Raw genomic sequence first — 18934 nt, 5'->3', positions numbered from 1 at the left:
AAAGTTAGGAGATTAATCAATAATGGGTAAATATTTTGGAACAGATGGTGTCAGAGGTGTAGCAAATAGTGAATTAACACCTGAATTAGCTTTTAAATTAGGTCGTTATGGAGGGTATGTGTTACTTCAACACTCTGACGTTGAACATCCACGCGTACTAGTTGCGCGCGACACACGTATCTCTGGAGAATTATTAGAGTACGCTTTAACAGCAGGATTATTATCTGTCGGAATCGAAGTTATGCGATTAGGTGTGATCTCAACACCAGCAGTAGCTTATTTAACAAAAACTCAAGGGGCAGCTGCTGGAGTAATGATCAGTGCTTCTCACAATCCAGCACAAGACAATGGAATTAAATTCTTCGGAAGTAACGGATTTAAACTTTCTGATGATCAAGAAGCAGAAATCGAAGCATTACTAGATAGTGATGCTGATGAACTACCTCGCCCAAGTGCAGACGGCTTAGGAGTAACCGATGATTTCCCAGAAGGATCAATCAAATATATTCAATACTTACAATCAACCATCTCAGCGAACTTAGATGATTTAAAAGTGTGTGTGGATGCTGCCAACGGTGCAACAGCCCCATTAGTGAACCAATTGTTCGCAGATTTAGAGACTGATTTCTATACAATGGGAGACCGTCCTGACGGAATTAACATCAATAATGGTGTCGGATCAACTCACCCTGAAGCTTTACAAGAAATGGTTAAAGAAAAAGGTGCAGACCTTGGAGTTGCTTTAGATGGCGACGGAGACCGTTTAATCGCAGTTGATGAGACAGGTGCCATTGTTGATGGCGATAAAATTATGTTTATCTTAGGTAAACATTTACAATCTCAAGGACGCTTAGCTAACAATACAATCGTATCAACAGTTATGAGTAACATTGGATTCCATAAAGCTGTTGAAGAAAATAACATGACAGCTTTAAAAACTAAAGTTGGAGACCGATATGTTGTCGAAGCAATGCGAGAAGGTAACCACACTTTAGGTGGCGAACAATCAGGTCATATTGTGATGTTAGATTACAATACAACGGGAGACGGCTTATTAACAGCCGTTCAATTAATGGCTGTGATGCGTGAAACTGGTAAGAAATTATCAGAATTAGCGGGTGAAGTAACCATCTTCCCACAAAAATTAGTTAATATTCGTGTTCACGACAAACATACTGTCATGGATGAGCCAGAAGTGAAAGAAATCATCGCTAAAGTTGAAGCGGAAATGGATGGCGACGGTCGTATCTTAGTACGTCCAAGTGGAACGGAACCAATCTTACGTGTCATGGCGGAAGCATCAACACCTGAACGTGTTGACCGTTACGTGGATCAAATCGCAGACGTTATTCGTGACATTCGTGGTATGGAGTAAGCAATTAAACTTAGTACTGAAGAAGTCCTTTCTTCAGTACTTTTTTGTTTTATGATAAATCATCTAAAAAGTAGAGAAAAATGGGAGGCAAAGTCGTGATGACTCAGTTAAATGAATTAAATAAGAAAGACCGAACAGTACATTGGCTTAACACTCATCAAGCTGTCAATTTAAGCTGTATCCATTGCCAGGAAGCCTTAGAGTTAGACTCGCATAGTTTGGTGTGCACGAATGGTCACCGTTTTGATATGGCGAAACAAGGCTATTTTTTCATGGCTAGGAAAGCATCGAATACAAAATATGATGCGTCCTTGTTTCACTCAAGACGTGAGATTATTTTAAATACAAAGCTGTATCGACCTCTGCATGAATATATTGGACAATATCTAGTTGGAAATTATCAAAAAGATATTTCAATGATTGATGCAGGGAGTGGAGAAGGCAGTCACTTGTGGCAAATGAGTCGCCAAGTTAAAGATAATGAGTATCGCTTGATAGGGGTCGATTTAGCAAAAAGTGCGGTCCAAGCTGCGACAGATTATAATGGCCATATGTTATCGATGATTGCGGATTTGGCAGAGTTACCTGTAGCTAATCATCAAATAGATATCGTCTTTTCAATATTTTCACCGTCAAATTACTCGGAATTTGACCGAATTTTAAAGCCATCAGGTGAGCTCATTAAAATCATTCCTAACTCTGGCTATTTACAGGAAATAAGACAAGCTCTCATGGATATGGAAATTGGAAATATTCATCCATACTCCAATGAAGATGTCATCGAGGTCTTCAAAACGCACTATCCAGATGCCAAGATGAAAGAAATTAAGGCGACTCAAAAATTAACCCGTAGTCAGTTGGAAGATTTAGTCGTTATGACGCCATTGACTTGGCAATTAAGTGACGAAGAACGCCAAACATTACTGACGAAGCTAGATGGCTTCATTACATTGGATGTAACCGTATTACATGGTAAGAATTAACCTTCCCCAACACTACTTAGACAACAATTTGTTCATTTTAAGGGGAAATTTTCGCAAGAATATGATACGCTATTCAGTAGTGATTAGAATGTGACATTTATTGAGTGAGATATGCTCCAACCCTAGCTAATAATGTTTTAATGGAGGATTGAGTGTGCTTTGTTATGGGATTCTGGCTTAGGAAGTGACATGTCAATCAGTAAGTGCTAAAAACTAAAATCACTTTTTTATATTTAAAGAAAAGGGTGGGGATAGTTATGTACATTTCAAATATCAATTCATCATCAATCAAATTACATGCAATAAATAAAGAAGAAATGACTACAAAACAACCGATAACTATTTATTCAGAAGATCAGGTGACATTGCTTTATATCATTAAAGGTGGAGGGAATTACGAAACCAAGTTAAGCAGTGGGCAATTTAAAAAAGAAGATTTAATCATATTAAATCCTGGGATGGAATTGACAATCGAACCACTTCGCAAGGTCGAGTGGATAAAATTTACCTTGTCGGGCATTTTATTTATTTCAAGTATCGATATTGATTCGACTAAACAGCTTTATGTCACTCAAGATGAGACGCGCCAAATGAAGGCTTATCTGAATTTAGCGCTTGTTGAAGACGCTAATGAGTTTGAAGGGACTGCTTTAATAACTAAAAAGCTCATTGAATGCGTGGTGGCCCATATATTAAGAAGTAAAGATTTAACGATTAAAGATGATAGTGTGCAAGTTGAGGACGATGAAATTCAATTAGTTCAACGCTTTATTCGAGAGAATTATTCAAAGCGTTTGACGCTAGATCAACTAGCGAGTCATATTGGCATGAAGAAGTATTACTTTATTCGTGTGTTTAAGCAACGGACAGGCTTGTCGCCAATTGACTATCTCATTCAAGTTCGTTTAGCTGAAGCAGAAAAACTATTAGCAGAATCAAATTATACGGTTTCTAAGATTGCGGATTATGTCGGTTTTCATTCGCCATCCTATTTCTCAAAATCATTTAAAGAAGTGAATGATTGTACGCCGTCTGAATATCGTAAAAAAAATACAAAAGAAATGAATAAACGTATTTTATAATATAACAGACACTCCCTAAAGTAAGGTAAAGCCGATACTTTAGGTTTTTTTGTAAATAAAAACGAGTCCCGAAGAACTCGTTAAAAATTATTATAATAGTTCACCGTATCGTTTGACATAGTAGTACTTTACGATAGTGACTAGAATTAAGTAAGCAATAACAATACCTAAGAGCAGAAGCCAAAAAGTATCTGGAAGCGCCGTTAAGTCTAAGGCAGTTCCTAATTGTGTATATGGCACAATCGTCCCAATGACAATTCCTAACAACGTGAAAAAGGTCATAACCGTTGATGGACGACTTTCAATGAACGGTAACTTTTTAGTGCGTAATGTATATAATACTAGAGTTTGTGTCCATAAAGAGACAACAAACCAACCCGAATGGAATAAAGCAATGAATAATTCTTGTGTTTCTGAATTTAGGCTAGAATAGTTACCACCTAAAAACTGCGGTAAGATAATTAGGAACAAAACAGCAAAACTCAGAATATCAAAAATTGAACTTGTTGGTCCAAACCAAATCATGAATCGTTGAATACTAGAAGATTCCCATTTTTTTGGTGCTTTTAAATATTCTTCATCTACATTATCCCAAGGCATTGACATACAAGAGATGTCATATAGTAAGTTTAAGAATAAGAGTTGCATGGGTAGCATAGGTAAGAATGGTAGAAAAATACTTGCAATCAGTACTGAGAACATATTTCCGAAGTTAGAACTCGTTGTCGCATTAATATACTTCATTATATTTCCAAACACTTTTCGGCCTAGAATAATCCCTTTTTCAAGGATCATTAAATCTTTTTCTAACAGAATAACATCTGCAGAATCTTTGGCGATATCAACGGCATTATCTACAGAAATACCGACGTCAGCTGCTCTCATAGCAGGTGAGTCATTGATTCCATCACCTAAAAAACCAACAACATGATCATTTTTTCGTAATAAGCGAACGATTTCTGCTTTTTGTGTTGGATTGAGTTTTACGAAGACATTGTAAGTTTCGACAGCTTCGGCTAATTGATTTTCGCTCATTTGACTCACGATGTCACCAGTTAAGTAGTGTTCCGCATTAATTCCAACTTGTGAACAAATCGCTTGAGTAACTAAAGCATTGTCACCGGTCAATATTTTCACGTTAACATTATGATCTCTTAAAGCATTCAGAGCTTCCTTCGTCGATTCTTTAGGAGGATCTAAAAAGGCTAGGAACCCAATGAGAACCATGTCAGACTCATCTTTAACTGACAGTGCGCCAATTCCTGCGGGATTTGTTTTTTGTGAAAGTCCAAGAACACGTAAACCATTAGAATTTAAATCATCCACTGTGTTCAGTACATTTACTTTTGCTTCTTCAGTGAGTGGTTGGACTTCACCATTGATTTCAACGTATTGACTAATTGAAAGCATTTCTTCTATAGCGCCCTTGGTAATCATTTGCGTTTTCCCAGTTAAATCTTCAACAACTACGCTCATGCGTCGACGATTAAAGTCAAAGGGAATTTCATCGATTTTTTTATAGTTAAAAGTTTCAATCTCGAGTTCTTTTTCAGTTGCTTCAATAACGGCAACATCCATGAGGTTTTTTAAACCTGTTTGGTAATAACTGTTTAAAAATGCATGATGGAGAACGCGTTTATTCTCATTGCCGTCAATATCGAGATGATATTGTAGGACGATTTTATCTTGAGTAAGTGTTCCTGTTTTATCAGTACAAAGAACATCTATGGCTCCAAAATTCTGAATTGAGTTTAGGTTTCGAATGACTGTCCCTTTTTTTGCCATAGTACTTGCACCTTTGACTAAGTTAGAAGTGACAATCATGGGTAACATTTCTGGGGTGAGGCCAACCGCAACTGAAATTCCAAAAAGTAAAGCTTGTAACCAATCACCTTTTGTTAAGCCATTAATCAGAATGACAGTTGGGGCAAGGACCATCATGAAGCGAATAAGTAATTGAGATGTGCTTTCGATTCCTTTATCGAAGCTAGTTTTTATCGGTTCTTGATTGAGATCTTGAGCAATTTGTCCGAATAGAGTATTGTTTGCAGTTCGTACAACAATACCTTCAGCAGTTCCGCTCACAACTTCGCTTCCCATATATGCTAACGTGTCGTAGTTCGTTTCGGAGTCGGATTCTGTAATAATCGTGTTCGCGAATTTTTCAACCGGGTAACTTTCTCCAGTCAGGGATGTTTGAGAGATGAATAAGTCTTTCGTCTGGATTAAACGAATATCTGACGGAATCATATCCCCGGCTGAAAGGTGTACAATGTCACCTAAGACAATATCTTCTGTTGGGATTTCTCTAAACGTTCCTTCGCGTTTCACCGTTGAAGTAACTTCAACTAATTGATTTAAAGCTTGAGCCGCACGGTTTGACCGAACAGATTGAATAAATGACATCATGCCACTAAGTAAAACTAGCAAAATGATAATGACCGCACTGGTCGCATCTTTCTCGCCTGGATTGACTAGAATATACTCAGTTAAAAATGAAATGCATGCCAGTACAATAAGTACGAGTGTAAATGGAGAAGAGAACGCATCAATAAACACTTTCCATAATGGTTTATCTGCACCATAATTAATTTCGTTCTTTCCATCAATACTTTGAATATCTGCGGCTTCTTGATATGTAAAGCCCTCTTGTTTTATACCTAATTGTTTCATTAAATCTTGAATGCTTAGACTTGCTAAGTCAAAGTAATTTAATAATTTATTGTCTTTCATTGTTACTGCCTCCTTAATTAATATTAATGAGACTTCAAAAGTGTGAGACATCAGGAGATTATGACAGTCGACAAATAGGCACGACCTGATGCATCGACGATATTTATTTGAAATCTCTGTATCCTGGACGAGTCCATTTGTTTTCCCTCCTTTTTTAATTAATCGTTGGAAATTCATAAGAAATAGAAAAAGCCCTCACTTATGCAAGCGAGGACACAAAAAAACGCACAAAAAAATTTATACGGATTCTTTGTGGAGTTTCAGCACTATACATCGTAAACAATAACTGTTAGCTACATTATGAAAAGCCTTATTTCGACAATTCCTGTTATACCCATTGGCGTCTCTGGACGTTTTTGGGCAATAGCCTATGTATGTATAGGAGCCTCACCTAACAAATCTTATTAAATTTTCCAAACTCAACCATATCACGCAGGAAGAAAAAGTCAAATTTAATTTTAAAAAATAAGCATTCTATCTACTTTATAGACAGAATGCTATAGATTAGCTTAATAACTTAATCTGTACTGTGCTTCTTACGGAAAGCAGAGGGTGTACAGTGATTTGACTCTTTAAAGGTCTTTGAGAAATGAGATGGTGAGTGAAAACCAACCATATCAGAAATCTTAGAAATGGTAATGTTTGAAGTAGCGAGTAACTTCTCAGCTTCGGCTAAACGCACATGAATCAAGTAATCAATGGGTGATAGACCCGTTTTTTGCTTGAATAGACGAATTAAGTAATACTTGTTGATTCCAACATGATCTGATAAATCATCCAATGAGATTTTTTGTGAATAATTTTTACGAATGTATTGTTGAATACGTTCGATTTCATCATTTTTCACTTGAACACTTGCATCTTTAATTGATAACTCACTGTTTTTAAGTACATGGACCATAATACACTCAAGTAATTTCTTAAGAATTAATTCTGTTCCACGGAAACGATGTGTATGTTCTAAGATAGCAAGATCTAAGTAACGTTTAATTGATTGTGATGTATCTTCAGTCACGAACATCTGGCTTTTAGAATCAATATCAAGACTTGAAGTAAATAAAATACCAGTCAACGTGATTTTAATCCATTCAACTTTACGAATCGTAGTTAATTCCAATGTTGTTTCTGGATTAAGTAAAATCATGTCGCGTTTCTTAACTTGACCTTCTCGATCATTCACATTGAAATCTGCCGCACCTTTAACGATGTATAATAATGTTAAATTGTTTTCTGAAAAAACAGTAATAGATTCACCGGTTGTTGGAATACTTTCGGTTTCGATTGACTGTAGTTTAATTGAAGACGAATTAATATTTGATATATACATAAAACTAACCTCCTTTTTTCAAAAATTGAGTAATCATTTTTATAAATACATTATATTACACAAAGTGAATAATATAAATGTTTTTTTACTAAATTCATACAATTTTTTTATCAGTATCTTGCTAATGGTTACGAAAACGCAATCAAGACCTAACTCATAAACTATATTAACATGCTAACTTCAATAAATAAAATAAATTAAATATATTTCATAAAAGTATTATTTTGTTTTTAAATTTCGTGGGGAATACCCAAAAAACTCCTTGAATTTTGTAGAAAAATGATTCGATGATTTATAACCACATTCTTTGGCGATGTCTTGTATTGATTTGTGCGTATTTTCTAATAAAAAGTGTGAATGTTCCATCCGACAGCGAATGATATATTGATGGGGCGTCAAGCCCAATTCATCATGAAAAACAGTAATAAAATAATCTGAACTTAATTGTGTTTGTGCTGCGACATCTTTGACTGAAATCTTTTTGTGAAAATTATGTTCGATAAAATACTGGGCTTGGCGAACGTTTTCGCTGATATGGAAGTGTTCAGGGCCATCATACGTTTGAGTCGTGTTAATATTGTCATAAATCATAACTAAATTGAAAATATGTTCCATTATAGCATTAAAATGTCTCGAAGGGGAATTGATTTCATTCAACAAGAGTGTTACAGAAAGATTTATACTGTCATTGTCTATATCAATCACTTTAAATTGCTCAAGATTTCTCTCAGTCTGCTCCCGCTGGTTCACTGTATATTCAATTGTGTGTAAATATAAAGGGGAGTTATCTTTAGCCGATAGGTTAAAGGGGATGAGTTTAGGGATAAGTATGCAAAAAGGACCTTCAAAACTGAAGGTCTCATATTTTGTTATTAATTCTCCTGCTCCTTGCGTAACAAATAGAAGAGTATAAGTTGCAAAGCCTGAGTAATTCGCTGAATTGCCCGCTGCAACAGTATCTGATTGAATACGAAAAGGATAATAGAGAGAATCCGAACGATTCATTCGGTTATGTTGGTTTTTGTTCATCATCTTTATATGAACAAATTAGCCAATAACTTCGTAGTCACTTGGATCTAATTGGCTTGCTGCAGCTTTATCTAATAAGATGACTGTATTTGAATGGTTTTTTAAGACACTTGCTGGGACATCAGGAGTAACTTCACCATGGACAGTTTCTTTAACTGCTTTTGCTTTGTTTTCTCCGAAAGCCATCAATACAATTTGTTTAGATTCTAAGATAGAACCGATTCCCATTGAGAAAGCTTTTTTAGGAACGTCTGCTTCTGATTCAAAGTTACGTTTGTTCGCTTGGATTGTTTCGTCAGTTAAATCAACTAAACGAGTTTTTGAATCGAAAGGACTACCTGGTTCGTTGAAACCAATGTGTCCGTTTGAACCAATACCTAAAATTTGTAAATCAACTGGGTTCTCGCTTAAAATTGTGTTGTAATCTTCAATTTCTTTCTCAACATCTGTGGCTGTTCCATCAGGAATATGCGTTTGTGCAAATGGTTTTGCATCAAATAAATGTTTTTTCATGAAGTAAGCATAGCTTTGATCGTTATCAGCAGGTAAACCGTAATATTCATCTAAGTTTACTGCTTTAGCGTCAGTAAAGTCTAAATCAGAGTCACGGATAATTGAGTATAATTCCTCAGGTGTCGACCCTGTAGCTAGACCAAATGTGTTTGCGCCAGATTCTAAAGCTTTTGCGACTAAATCGTAAGCGTATTGTGATGCTTCTAGGGATGTTTCAAATACAAAAATATTCATGTATATCCTCCTTGTTAATTATATAATTTATTTTACTTTATAACTTCTATATTATGCAAGTTTTTATTTGTATTTTACAGTAATGTGACAGAATAGTTTCTATTTGTATTAAATTTATTATGATATGGCTACAAATGTATGTTAATCGACTTCTTTGGTAAATATTATGATATATTTATTCTAAGGAAAAATTAAACCAAAGGAGGCTCTTATGAATTGTAATAAGCGTAAGCAAAATTTCTTCTTGGGCTTAGTCGTTTTGTTGCTTTTAGTTTTTATAAGTAGCCACACAACACAAGTTCAAGTAGCTGCTATTGATAACTCTTCAGACGAAGGGAGTTATTTAGAAGAAGGTCGCGGTGATTATGAACAACCCATTGCAGAAGGCGATGAAGGGGAGTTACCACCTCCACCAGACCCACCTGAAAACATCGAATCTGAACCTGAAGAATCGAGCAGTGATGAATCAGAAACACCACCAGAGTCATCAAATCCAGGTTCAGGCCAAGAAAGTCAAGAAGACGAGGAAACATCTTCACAATCAAGTGAAGAAGATAATAGCTCAAGCAGTCGACCAGAATCTTCAACAATAGAAACACCTGGAGATATGGATTCTTCTGAAAGTGTGGATGAAACCCCTGAAGGCGACGAATCCACTCAAGACAACGAAGCAAACACGTCACCATTTGGAACAGTTATGGCTTCAAACAGTAACAACTCAAATACATCATTTCGTCAATTTGCTAATATAATGGTGGAATTTGGAAGAAGACAAAGATATTCATTACCAATGATTTCTAAAGCTTTAATTAGTGCGGATTTTGTTCCGGTGTATTGGTCAAGTTCATTCATGCCATTGTCTTATATCTATGAGTTAATTTTTTTCGGATTACAAATTTAAATTATATCTAGAAGAATGTAAACATACGCTGTTTGCATTCTTTTTTTGCATACAAATATGATACAATTAATGGGAATCTAACAACTTTTAGGAGGACTTTCAATTGATTAAAGCAATTATTTTAGATAAAGATGGAACATTAATAGAGTTAGGAAGGACTTGGGACCAACCGAGTGTCGATGTGACTAACTTATTATTAGATAAAACCGATTTGAATGATGAAGACAAAGAAGCATTCAGAAAGCATATGGGTGTGGAAGGTGATATAGTTGTGGCTAATTCAATTTATGCTGCGGGAAGTATCATTGACCAAGCTAGAGAATTTAGTAAGATTTTGGATATGCCGGTCTCTGAAATTGAAGAAATCTTAGAAGATACTTATTTAGACTATGTCAAAGGTCACGGTGAGCATGTATTGGTAATGGACGGCGCAATGAATGCACTGGAAGCCCTCAAAGATGATTATATTTTAGCTGTTGTTACCAATGATAATCGCCGGATTGCTGAGGAAACGTTAAAGTTAGCAAACATTGATCAATACTTTGAATTTGTTGGCGGTGCCGATGACTTTGGACCAAAGCCAAACCCAACAGCTCTTCACGAAATTGCCAGACGATATGATATTCGTTTAGATGAGATGATTTATGTCGGCGACTCAACGGTTGATATGGAGTATGGAAAGCATACACATGCATCGATTGGTTTAGCTACTGAAGAAAGTCACCGTGAGCATCTTAAAGAAGCGGATTATATTATTAGCCACTTTGATGAATTGCTAGATACGTTAGATATTATTAATGCAGCTCAGTAAAAGTCATTTAGAAAGGAACAAAGTAAATGAACAATAAAAAAAGTCTTAGCCTCCTTGTGTTGGCGCTTTTATTCGGTTTATCTTCACCTGTCATAACAACTTTTGCGGAAAACATCTCACCCATCGAATCAGTTGAGTGGGGACAAGAGTCTACATCGGAAGCTCCAGCTGAAGAAGAAAGTCAAGAAAGTTCTGATGAATCGGTAGAGGAGACTTCAGAAGAAACATCAGAAGAGGCAACAGAGGATGCATCAACTGAAGAGAGTTCGGAAGTTGAAAGTATTGTAGAAACTGAGGAAGTACCAATGGAATCAGCTTTGGATACTTCTTCACCGCTTGCCTTTTTAGAAGGTGTGAGTCAATTAGAACAACGTTCAGTTGAATATGCTAGTTTTGTTGTTGTCGGTGAGGAAATGGATTTAATCTCTCAAAACTCATTGAAAGACGGGGATAAATATTATACCGCTCAATTAAGACCTCCTTATTTACCGAGTGCCATCTTCTCAAGAAGTGACCGTGAGTCCATTCAAGAAGCACATATTTCAGTGGATGATTTAATTCAATATGCTGCCGATGCTTTGAATACACAGCCTCAAATTTATGCTGGGACGGTCGTGGAAGATTTTTATGTCTTCACTCAAGAAAACTATGACGAACTTCAAGGGAAAGTTGTGCAATTGGATTCGACTGAAGGTGGTTTAAATAGTGCCAATTTAGAAATGTTTCGAGTGGAAGATTTCTTAACTGAAGTTGCGATTGAGTGGTTAGGTCATGAAGAAGTCATCAATGCGTTTGAAGCGAACGAGATGGGCGAGCAAGTCATGATTGCGGGGGACATTGGAACGCTTTACAATGAAATTGCGCAAGCGAAACAGGAAGAATACCCAGAGTTATCTGAGTTCTTCGATCGAGCGACAACGGCGATTGAAGGGACGATGAACGTCGACTATGAGAATGGTGTGTTCGGTATGGGACTCGTTGCGATGAACGATGAAGAACAAATGACAGGTATCGAATTATACTTACTTGAAAGTGCGGGGACAATCATTGATTTTACAGATGAGATCGTTTATTCGTATGAAGAGTTCGCTGAATTTGTAGGCTTTGATGTTATTCAAGAAATCAATGAATTAGAAGCAACACTCACGCCAGATATGTTCGAGACAACTGAAGAATAGAGGTAAGTTATGCAAGGTGTATGGAAAGAATTAAAGAGACCGTGGTCTGACCAAGTAAAAGGGAGTTGGTGGAAAGCCCCACTTTTGATTGCCGCCTACTTTTATGTGCGGGTCCTAGCTGAAACATGGGTCATTCGCCGAGGTGCGCTGAATGCCGAAGTTGAATTAACTGTTGAAACTTTGACAGAAGGCAATTTACTTAATTTAATGACGCATGCACCGATGGAGTATTTTCTACAGACGCTCGGTCTAGCGGTTTTAATCATTGTGACAGGCAAGTTGTTAGGGTTTAAATTTTTTGATTTTAAATCCTTCAGTTGGCAAAATGTTACCACAGCACTGAAAATATATGTATTCATTTATTTACTTCAAGTGCTACTTAATATGATTATTATGTTTGTGGCACTGGATTATGTCCAACCAGGGAACCAAACGACGGTCGAGTCCTTAGTTCAAAATATGAACCCAATTTTAATGTTTATTAATATCGTTATTTTAACGCCGATTACTGAGGAGTATATCTTAAGAGGACTAATCATGAAGTATACATTCTCTTTAATGCCAATCATTGGGGCATTTGTGGCTGCAGTCATCTTTACGATGTTACATGGTCCAGCTAACTGGATTGATTTCATGGTGTACTTTGTATTATCTGCAGGGTTTACCTTTGTTTATTTATATACGAGACGCCTTGAATATCCAATTCTTTTACATATCATTCAAAACTTCATTGGATTTATGGCAATACAAATGCTATAATTCTATGGTGATAACCAAATTATAATATTTGTAAAATGAGAGGTGACAATATGTCTCAATATGAATGCCTAAATGACGAAGCCATTGATTTGGAAATGGCTAACGTTAAAAATATAATCGACACTAATATAGTAGAAGGTAAAGCTGATATATTTAAAGTATTAGGTGATTTAAATCGAATTAAAATCGTAGAACTCCTAGCGCACTATAAGCAATTATGCGTGTATGAAATTTCACGATTTATCGATGCGTCAGTCGCAACGACGTCTCATCACTTAATTACATTACGTAACAGTGGTGTGATAACGTCAGAAAAACACGGTAAACGTGTTGTTTATGCCTTAGAAAATGAAGAAGTGATGTCTTTACTAGATGTAGCGAAAGATATTTCGAAGATGACTGAAAAAGTTTAATCAGAAAATTATAAAAGACCGCAAAGAAAGTGCTCTCGGTAACCGTAGGTGAGAAAACTTTAATTTGTGGTCTTTTTTGTATAGAATGGTAGAAGTATTATTAAGGAGTGTGAATTATGACAAACGAAGAAAAATTTAACAGTGATCGATTTGAACAGCCAGGACCCAGTTATCAAGCTGTCACAACGGAAATAACAGAAGACAATGAACAACGTATAATTTTAACAGATGTTGTTTCTGAACAACCTGAAAAGAAAGAGAAGTTTATTCCAGAATTTCAAGCAGAGTTAAAAACAAGAATTGTTGAAATGCCTGATGCGATCTATAAAGCATCTGGAGTGAAAATATTAGGAAAGCGAATTAAATCACTTTTATTTACAACGGATGTAGCGATTATCAAAAACAGTAATGCTCAATCCGTGATTGCTGTCTATCCATTTACACCACAATTAACGATTATGCAATCGATCGTTGACGTAGCTTCTGTACCTGTTTTCCTAGGAGTGGGTGGCGGAACAACGACCGGTCAAAGAAGTGTAGACCTTGCCTTTCAAGCTGAGCAAATGGGAGCTTATGGTGTTATTGTCAATGCGCCGATGAAGAAAGAAGTGATTACAGAAATCAATAAACGCATTGATATTCCTGTGATTGCGACGATTGCGAGTGACAAAGATGATTACATCACGAAGCTAAACGCTGGGGCAGACATGCTAAACGTATCGGCAGGTGCTAATACAGCCGCTTTAGTTAAACAAATTCGTGATGAAGTCGGACCGATGGTGCCAATCATAGCAACCGGAGGGCCAACCGAAGAATCAATTGAAGAAACGATTGAAGCGGGTGCGAATGCCATTACCTTTACACCACCGACAAGTGCTGAAATATTTGCAGAAGTCATGGTTAATTATCGTTCGCAGTCTAACTAAATTACAAATCAGAATTATTACATTGAGCAAGGGGTTGAGAATCACTCAACCTTTTGGCTCTTTTTTCATAGGCATTCTTATGAGTTTTCTAAGATGTGTAACAGAAATTGTGAAAACTTTTTGCGATCACCATCTGTAAAAGCTTTAGGTCCTTTAGTACGTATACCACTTTGTCTTTCCAAAGCACTAAAGTGTCGGCGATGTAAAAGCAGATCGATATTTTCTTGGGTATATTCGTAACTATTGTGGTGAATGACGCGACATTTCTTAGGCAGTAATAATGAGGCAAGACCGTAATCTTGAGTCACGATGATGTCTCCTGGCTGAGCAAGTTGAACGATTTTAAAGTCAGCGCGGTCTGTACCGGTCTCAACATAGATGACTTTGACGAAATCTGGATAAGTGTCGAAGGTATAATGAGAAATGCTTGAGACGATAACTACTTCTAGTTGGAATTCTTCGGCTAGTTGGATGACTTCGTTTTTTACTGGACTAGCATCTGCATCGATAAGTATTTTCATAATGGGACTCCTTTCTTAAGTATATAGTTGAATTTCATATGAGTATTATGATAAATCAAGGACAAAAAGTCAAAAAAGCTAAAATAAGACTATAGTTTGATAGTCTTCTGGGCAAATATTTACTATAATAAATAGTAGTTAAAAATAAGTATTATGGAGGGTATGCAAAGAATGAAACCAGAGAAAAAGTCAACGCTAGAACGCGTGGGTGTTCTTGCAGTGGCATTTATTGTTCAGATTGTGTGGTTTGTCATCATTATGAACAATATTGTTGCTTATTCAGCTTATATTCAGTTTGCTTTCACTTTTGCATCAATTATCATGGTTTTGTATCTAGTGAATAAAGATGAGAGTCCAGCATATCGAATGAGTTGGATCATTGCCATTACATTATTCCCCTTATTTGGTGGGATACTGTATTTAATGATAGGTAACAAGCGACCAATAATTTGGATGCGTCGAAGCATGGATTTATTGCAAAAGCTGCATTCAAAAGAAATGACATCGGTTCCATCAGCGCAAGAATATTTAGAGAAGAAAGATAAAAGACTTTCTGCTTTAAGTCAATATATAAGCAATTATGCGCATATGCCGGTGTATACAAATACTGATGCAAAGTATTTTCCGAATGGAGAATCGATGATGTCATCATTATTATATGATTTAAAGAATGCTAAGAAGACGATATTTATTGAGTTTTTTATTGTCGAAACAGGTGTTATGTTTGATTCAATTTTTGAAGTGCTTAAGGAAAAGGCTAAGGAAGGTGTGGATGTTCGGTTCCTATATGATGATTTTGGATCAATTACACGCTTACCCAAAGACTTTGATGAGCAACTCGAAGAATTAGGAATTAAAGCCTTGAAATTTAATCCGGTAAAACCGTTAATTTCAATGGTATATAATACGCGTGACCACCGAAAGTTTGTCATTATTGATAGTGAGATTGGTTATACGGGTGGTTTAAATATTGCGGATGAATATATTAATGTGAAGGAACGCTTTGGTTATTGGAAAGATAATATGGTTCGAATTCAAGGTCCAGCGACATGGAATTTAACGAATTTATTCTTAAATATGTGGAATTCTTTCTATTATACGGACGAATCCTATGAACCATTTCGAATTGATCATATTATGAATGAAACACGCGAATTACAAGAAGATGAAACAGCGATGGATGAGATGGGCTTTGTTCAGCCTTTTGGAGATACACCTTTGGATGTTGAACCTGTAGGGGAGAATGTCTACCGTGAAATTTTAAATAATGCCCAAGACTATGTATATATTTATACACCGTATCTCGTCATTTCATATGAATTGCAAACAGCAATGCAATTAGCGGCTAAGCGCGGAGTAGATGTTCGCTTAATGACACCCGGCATTCCGGACAAAAAGATGGTATTTAGGCTGACGCGTTCATTTTACAGGCCGTTAATGAAAGCTGGGATTAAAATTTATGAATATACACCCGGCTTCTTGCATGCAAAAACGTTTGTTTCAGATGATAAAGTAGCGACCGTCGGTACGATTAATTTAGATTATCGGTCACTTTATTTGCACTTTGAAACGAGCACGATGTTTTATTATCACCCAGTGATTGAAGATATTAGTAAAGATTTTCTAGATTCTCAAGCGAAATCTAGACGTATCCATTTACAAGATATTAAAGTGGGTCTCATTGGTAGTGTTTGGGACGCAGTTCTTCGACTTATAGCACCATTTGTTTAAAAAAACCAAAAAAATGGAGGAACAATTATGAAATGGGAAGATTTACGTCGTAGTAAAAATGTTCAAGATCGTCGTGGACAATCCGGCGGTTCAGGTCGTAACAGAGGCGGCTCGCGCTCATCGATGGGTGGGGGATTATTAAATCTGTTGTTTCTAATACCCGGTAAAGGTAAGTGGGTTGTCCTTGCTGTCATTCTATTCTCCGTTTTAGGTGGAGGCGCCTTAGGTGGCTTTGGTGATTTGCTTGGTGGCAACAATATGAACCAACCAACAAATGAAATTCAAGTGAACAATGAGGCGCAACAAAGTGAGACAGGCGTCACCGATGATGAGTTTAACTTTGTCTCTTCTGTATTAGCGAGTACAGAAGATTTTTGGAATGAGTCATTTTCCACTGAGAATATGACTTATGACGAGCCAGGTATGGTAATATATGAAGGTGGGACTGCAACGTCTGGTTGTGGTTTTGGAAGTTCTCAAGCAGGTCCGTTCTATTGCCCTGCCGATGCGAATGTCTATATTGATTTATCTTTCTGGCGTGATTTATCGCAACAATACGGGGCGCCAGGAGATTTTGCGATGGCCTATGTTGTTGCTCATGAGGTTGGTCATCATATCCAAAATGAAATTGGTGTGATGGATGAATATAACGAAGTGAGACAAACATTGTCAGAGACAGAAGCAAATGAACTAAATGTGCGTTTAGAATTACAAGCGGATTACTTTGCCGGAGTTTGGGCTAAATATGCTCAAGAAGAAGGCTTGTTAGAATCCGGGGATATTAATGAAGCCCTACAAGCAGCTTTTGCGGTTGGAGACGATACGATTCAAGAACGGGCAACCGGTCGGGTTGTACCAGATAGTTTCACTCACGGATCAGCAGAGCAACGTCAAGCTTGGTTTATGCGCGGCTTTGAATATGGAGATTTTGAACACGGAGATACATTTAATACGTATTTGGAGAATGAATAAAAAGTAAAAAATGAAGGTAGGTCTACTTGTTGTAATGAAATTTATATTAGAATTTGTAAAATCAGATGTAGGAAAAATATTATTATCAGTACTTGGGATGTTTTTAGTATTGGGTGTTTTATATAGTGTTTTCTATCCGTCAGAAGAAGAGAGATTACAAGCAGCCCAGGAAGATATTAGTATCTTGTTTGAAGATCAAAATAATCAAGTATTAAGATCAGATGTCACCCAAGAGGAGATTCAGCAAGCAGAAATATCTGTCAATAAGCTACCTTCAGAATCAAGAGAAGAATTAAATACTACAGTTGATGATGCTCAAATGCAGTTTGAAGTCCTAGAAGCTTTATCACCAGTATTCGCAGGGAATCCTTTGATGGATGAAGTGCCTTTGGTTAGAGAAAGAGTTACACCGGATTTAATAGCTCAAACCCAAAGTGCTTTACCAGATGAAGATAGTGAATATGTTGCTAAGGCCAATGAGTTATTAAATCAAGCACCTGGGAAACTACAAGAAATGGATGCATTAAGTAGGGAACTAGAGAATTTTACAAGCATTGAAACAGTGACACGTAGCAACTTATATGAAGTTGTTCAGTTAGCTAATGAGTTAACCCATCAAGCAGGCCACTTTACGGATCAGCCGTATATGGCGCAAACTTATGAGTCATATCATCTATCAATGGATAATTTAGTCGCGGCGATTATAAACGGGCATAGTTACGGAAATTATGAGCAGCCAACCTTGGATGCGATTTTCGCAAACCCAGTATTGAGTGAACGATTAAAGGGAACACCACTCAAACCGTCACCTCAAATTGCTTTAACTTTTGATGATGGGCCGAATATGGAATTTACACCTCAAATTTTGGAAATCCTTGCAGAAAATGGTGTGAAAGCAACATTCTTCGTCTACGGAGCCTATGTTGATGATCATCCTGAGATGGCAAGACGCGTAGTTGAAGAAGGACATATCATTGCGAACCATAGTTATTCACATCCTGATTTCAGCCAGATTTCGGATGAAGAAGTAATTCAGGAAATCGAATGGACGCAAGAATCAATTGTGGATGCAACGGGCGTTGCACCAACCTTATACCGAATGCCATTTGGTGCGGGCGGTGCACGGGTTGTTCGTCTACTTTCAGATATGACGTCAATTATTTGGAATGTGGATTCCTTAGACTGGGAACTTCAAGATGCGGAGTTAATTTATCAGAATGTGATGGCGAATTTATCGAATGATATGCTCGTTCTAATGCATGATACTGCGCAATATACCGTTGATGCTGTGGCGCGCTTCGTCCCTGAATTAATTGAACAAGGGTATGAATTCGTGACACCGATGGAATTAGATTTCCAACACCGTTTCTTTGCGGAATAATTTATAAAATAATCTAAATGCATCCGTTGTGAAAATGCAACGGCTGCATTGATATAATAGACGAA

General features: G+C 36.8%; 17 protein-coding genes and 1 riboswitch. Of the genes, 12 read left to right on the top strand and 5 right to left on the bottom strand.

Features of this window, described 5'->3' with window-relative positions; genetic code table 11:
- Positions 1–22: 22 nt before the first annotated feature.
- From glmM to ACFO5Y_RS05860, 3 genes are all read left to right on the top strand, one after another.
- A complete protein-coding gene (glmM, locus tag ACFO5Y_RS05870) occupies positions 23–1375 on the top strand; it encodes a phosphoglucosamine mutase (protein ID WP_197103891.1) in 1353 nt (450 codons plus the stop codon).
- A 98-nt stretch (positions 1376–1473) separates the two neighbouring features.
- Positions 1474–2358, top strand: a complete 885-nt coding sequence (locus ACFO5Y_RS05865) for a putative RNA methyltransferase (protein ID WP_197103890.1) — start codon at positions 1474–1476, stop codon at positions 2356–2358.
- Positions 2359–2615: 257 nt separating this feature from the next.
- A complete protein-coding gene (locus ACFO5Y_RS05860) occupies positions 2616–3440 on the top strand; it encodes a helix-turn-helix domain-containing protein (RefSeq protein ID WP_197103889.1) in 825 nt (274 codons plus the stop codon).
- A gap of 90 nt (positions 3441–3530) precedes the next feature.
- Here the strand turns inward: ACFO5Y_RS05860 and mgtA are convergent, their stop codons facing one another.
- The 4 genes from mgtA to ACFO5Y_RS05840 form a co-directional block, all read right to left on the bottom strand.
- On the bottom strand, positions 3531–6173 hold the full coding sequence (gene mgtA, locus ACFO5Y_RS05855; protein ID WP_197103888.1) for a magnesium-translocating P-type ATPase: 2643 nt from the start codon (positions 6171–6173) through the stop codon (positions 3531–3533).
- A gap of 239 nt (positions 6174–6412) precedes the next feature.
- Positions 6413–6579, bottom strand: a riboswitch (M-box (ykoK) riboswitch).
- 111 nt (positions 6580–6690) lie between these two features.
- The gene (locus ACFO5Y_RS05850) at positions 6691–7500 is read right to left on the bottom strand and encodes a helix-turn-helix domain-containing protein (RefSeq protein WP_197103887.1); all 810 of its coding nucleotides are present in this window, start codon (positions 7498–7500) and stop codon (positions 6691–6693) included.
- 219 nt (positions 7501–7719) lie between these two features.
- Positions 7720–8529: a helix-turn-helix transcriptional regulator gene (locus ACFO5Y_RS05845; protein WP_209494299.1), complete on the bottom strand. Its 810-nt coding sequence runs from the start codon at positions 8527–8529 to the stop codon at positions 7720–7722.
- Positions 8530–8547: 18 nt separating this feature from the next.
- Positions 8548–9276 (bottom strand): glucosamine-6-phosphate deaminase, encoded by a 729-nt coding sequence (locus ACFO5Y_RS05840; protein WP_197103885.1) that lies wholly within the window; start codon positions 9274–9276, stop codon positions 8548–8550.
- A gap of 211 nt (positions 9277–9487) precedes the next feature.
- On the opposite strand from ACFO5Y_RS05840, the gene ACFO5Y_RS05835 reads away from it, so the two are divergent.
- From ACFO5Y_RS05835 to ACFO5Y_RS05810, 6 genes are all read left to right on the top strand, one after another.
- Complete coding sequence (locus ACFO5Y_RS05835) at positions 9488–10177, top strand: hypothetical protein (RefSeq protein WP_197103884.1); 690 nt, start codon at positions 9488–9490, stop codon at positions 10175–10177.
- Positions 10178–10280: 103 nt separating this feature from the next.
- Positions 10281–10988 carry an HAD family hydrolase gene (locus ACFO5Y_RS05830; protein WP_197103883.1) on the top strand — a complete coding sequence of 236 codons (708 nt, stop codon included), beginning with the start codon at positions 10281–10283 and terminating at the stop codon, positions 10986–10988.
- A 26-nt stretch (positions 10989–11014) separates the two neighbouring features.
- A complete protein-coding gene (locus tag ACFO5Y_RS05825) occupies positions 11015–12166 on the top strand; it encodes a PX domain-containing protein (protein ID WP_197103882.1) in 1152 nt (383 codons plus the stop codon).
- A 9-nt stretch (positions 12167–12175) separates the two neighbouring features.
- Entirely contained in the window at positions 12176–12925 is a 750-nt protein-coding gene (locus ACFO5Y_RS05820; protein ID WP_197103881.1) for a CPBP family intramembrane glutamic endopeptidase, read from the top strand.
- 50 nt (positions 12926–12975) lie between these two features.
- Positions 12976–13338 carry an ArsR/SmtB family transcription factor gene (locus tag ACFO5Y_RS05815; RefSeq protein ID WP_197103880.1) on the top strand — a complete coding sequence of 121 codons (363 nt, stop codon included), beginning with the start codon at positions 12976–12978 and terminating at the stop codon, positions 13336–13338.
- Between the two features lie 308 nt (positions 13339–13646).
- Positions 13647–14264: a hydrolase gene (locus ACFO5Y_RS05810; RefSeq protein WP_380706379.1), complete on the top strand. Its 618-nt coding sequence runs from the start codon at positions 13647–13649 to the stop codon at positions 14262–14264.
- A gap of 77 nt (positions 14265–14341) precedes the next feature.
- Here ACFO5Y_RS05810 and ACFO5Y_RS05805 read toward each other — a convergent pair whose 3' ends face one another.
- Positions 14342–14785: a YaiI/YqxD family protein gene (locus tag ACFO5Y_RS05805; protein ID WP_197103879.1), complete on the bottom strand. Its 444-nt coding sequence runs from the start codon at positions 14783–14785 to the stop codon at positions 14342–14344.
- A gap of 162 nt (positions 14786–14947) precedes the next feature.
- Here ACFO5Y_RS05805 and cls point away from each other — a divergent pair, with 162 nt between their 5' ends.
- From cls to ACFO5Y_RS05790, 3 genes are read left to right on the top strand one after another with little or no spacing between them, the layout of a single operon-like run.
- Positions 14948–16516, top strand: coding sequence for a cardiolipin synthase (cls, locus tag ACFO5Y_RS05800; protein ID WP_231606832.1), 1569 nt, complete (start codon positions 14948–14950; stop codon positions 16514–16516).
- 27 nt (positions 16517–16543) lie between these two features.
- Complete coding sequence (gene ypfJ, locus ACFO5Y_RS05795) at positions 16544–17488, top strand: KPN_02809 family neutral zinc metallopeptidase (protein WP_138404290.1); 945 nt, start codon at positions 16544–16546, stop codon at positions 17486–17488.
- A gap of 34 nt (positions 17489–17522) precedes the next feature.
- Entirely contained in the window at positions 17523–18869 is a 1347-nt protein-coding gene (locus tag ACFO5Y_RS05790; protein ID WP_197103878.1) for a polysaccharide deacetylase family protein, read from the top strand.
- The last annotated feature ends 65 nt before the right edge of the window (positions 18870–18934 follow it).

It is taken from the genome of Ruoffia tabacinasalis, from assembly GCF_042652985.1.
Lineage (GTDB): Bacteria > Bacillota > Bacilli > Lactobacillales > Aerococcaceae > Ruoffia > Ruoffia tabacinasalis.
This window is presented reverse-complemented; position numbering and strand designations above follow the sequence as displayed.

Bases quoted from the DNA above. Each gene is read 5' to 3' on its own strand.
- glmM (WP_197103891.1), top strand. From the start codon at position 23: ATGGGTAAATATTTTGGAACAGATGGTGTCAGAGGTGTAGCAAATAGT.
- ACFO5Y_RS05865 (WP_197103890.1), top strand. From the start codon at position 1,474: ATGACTCAGTTAAATGAATTAAATAAGAAAGACCGAACAGTACATTGG.
- ACFO5Y_RS05860 (WP_197103889.1), top strand. From the start codon at position 2,616: ATGTACATTTCAAATATCAATTCATCATCAATCAAATTACATGCAATA.
- mgtA (WP_197103888.1), bottom strand. From the start codon at position 6,173: ATGAAAGACAATAAATTATTAAATTACTTTGACTTAGCAAGTCTAAGC.
- ACFO5Y_RS05850 (WP_197103887.1), bottom strand. From the start codon at position 7,500: ATGTATATATCAAATATTAATTCGTCTTCAATTAAACTACAGTCAATC.
- ACFO5Y_RS05845 (WP_209494299.1), bottom strand. From the start codon at position 8,529: ATGAACAAAAACCAACATAACCGAATGAATCGTTCGGATTCTCTCTAT.
- ACFO5Y_RS05840 (WP_197103885.1), bottom strand. From the start codon at position 9,276: ATGAATATTTTTGTATTTGAAACATCCCTAGAAGCATCACAATACGCT.
- ACFO5Y_RS05835 (WP_197103884.1), top strand. From the start codon at position 9,488: ATGAATTGTAATAAGCGTAAGCAAAATTTCTTCTTGGGCTTAGTCGTT.
- ACFO5Y_RS05825 (WP_197103882.1), top strand. From the start codon at position 11,015: ATGAACAATAAAAAAAGTCTTAGCCTCCTTGTGTTGGCGCTTTTATTC.
- ACFO5Y_RS05820 (WP_197103881.1), top strand. From the start codon at position 12,176: ATGCAAGGTGTATGGAAAGAATTAAAGAGACCGTGGTCTGACCAAGTA.
- ACFO5Y_RS05815 (WP_197103880.1), top strand. From the start codon at position 12,976: ATGTCTCAATATGAATGCCTAAATGACGAAGCCATTGATTTGGAAATG.
- ACFO5Y_RS05810 (WP_380706379.1), top strand. From the start codon at position 13,647: ATGCCTGATGCGATCTATAAAGCATCTGGAGTGAAAATATTAGGAAAG.
- ACFO5Y_RS05805 (WP_197103879.1), bottom strand. From the start codon at position 14,785: ATGAAAATACTTATCGATGCAGATGCTAGTCCAGTAAAAAACGAAGTC.
- cls (WP_231606832.1), top strand. From the start codon at position 14,948: ATGCAAAGAATGAAACCAGAGAAAAAGTCAACGCTAGAACGCGTGGGT.
- ypfJ (WP_138404290.1), top strand. From the start codon at position 16,544: ATGAAATGGGAAGATTTACGTCGTAGTAAAAATGTTCAAGATCGTCGT.
- ACFO5Y_RS05790 (WP_197103878.1), top strand. From the start codon at position 17,523: ATGAAATTTATATTAGAATTTGTAAAATCAGATGTAGGAAAAATATTA.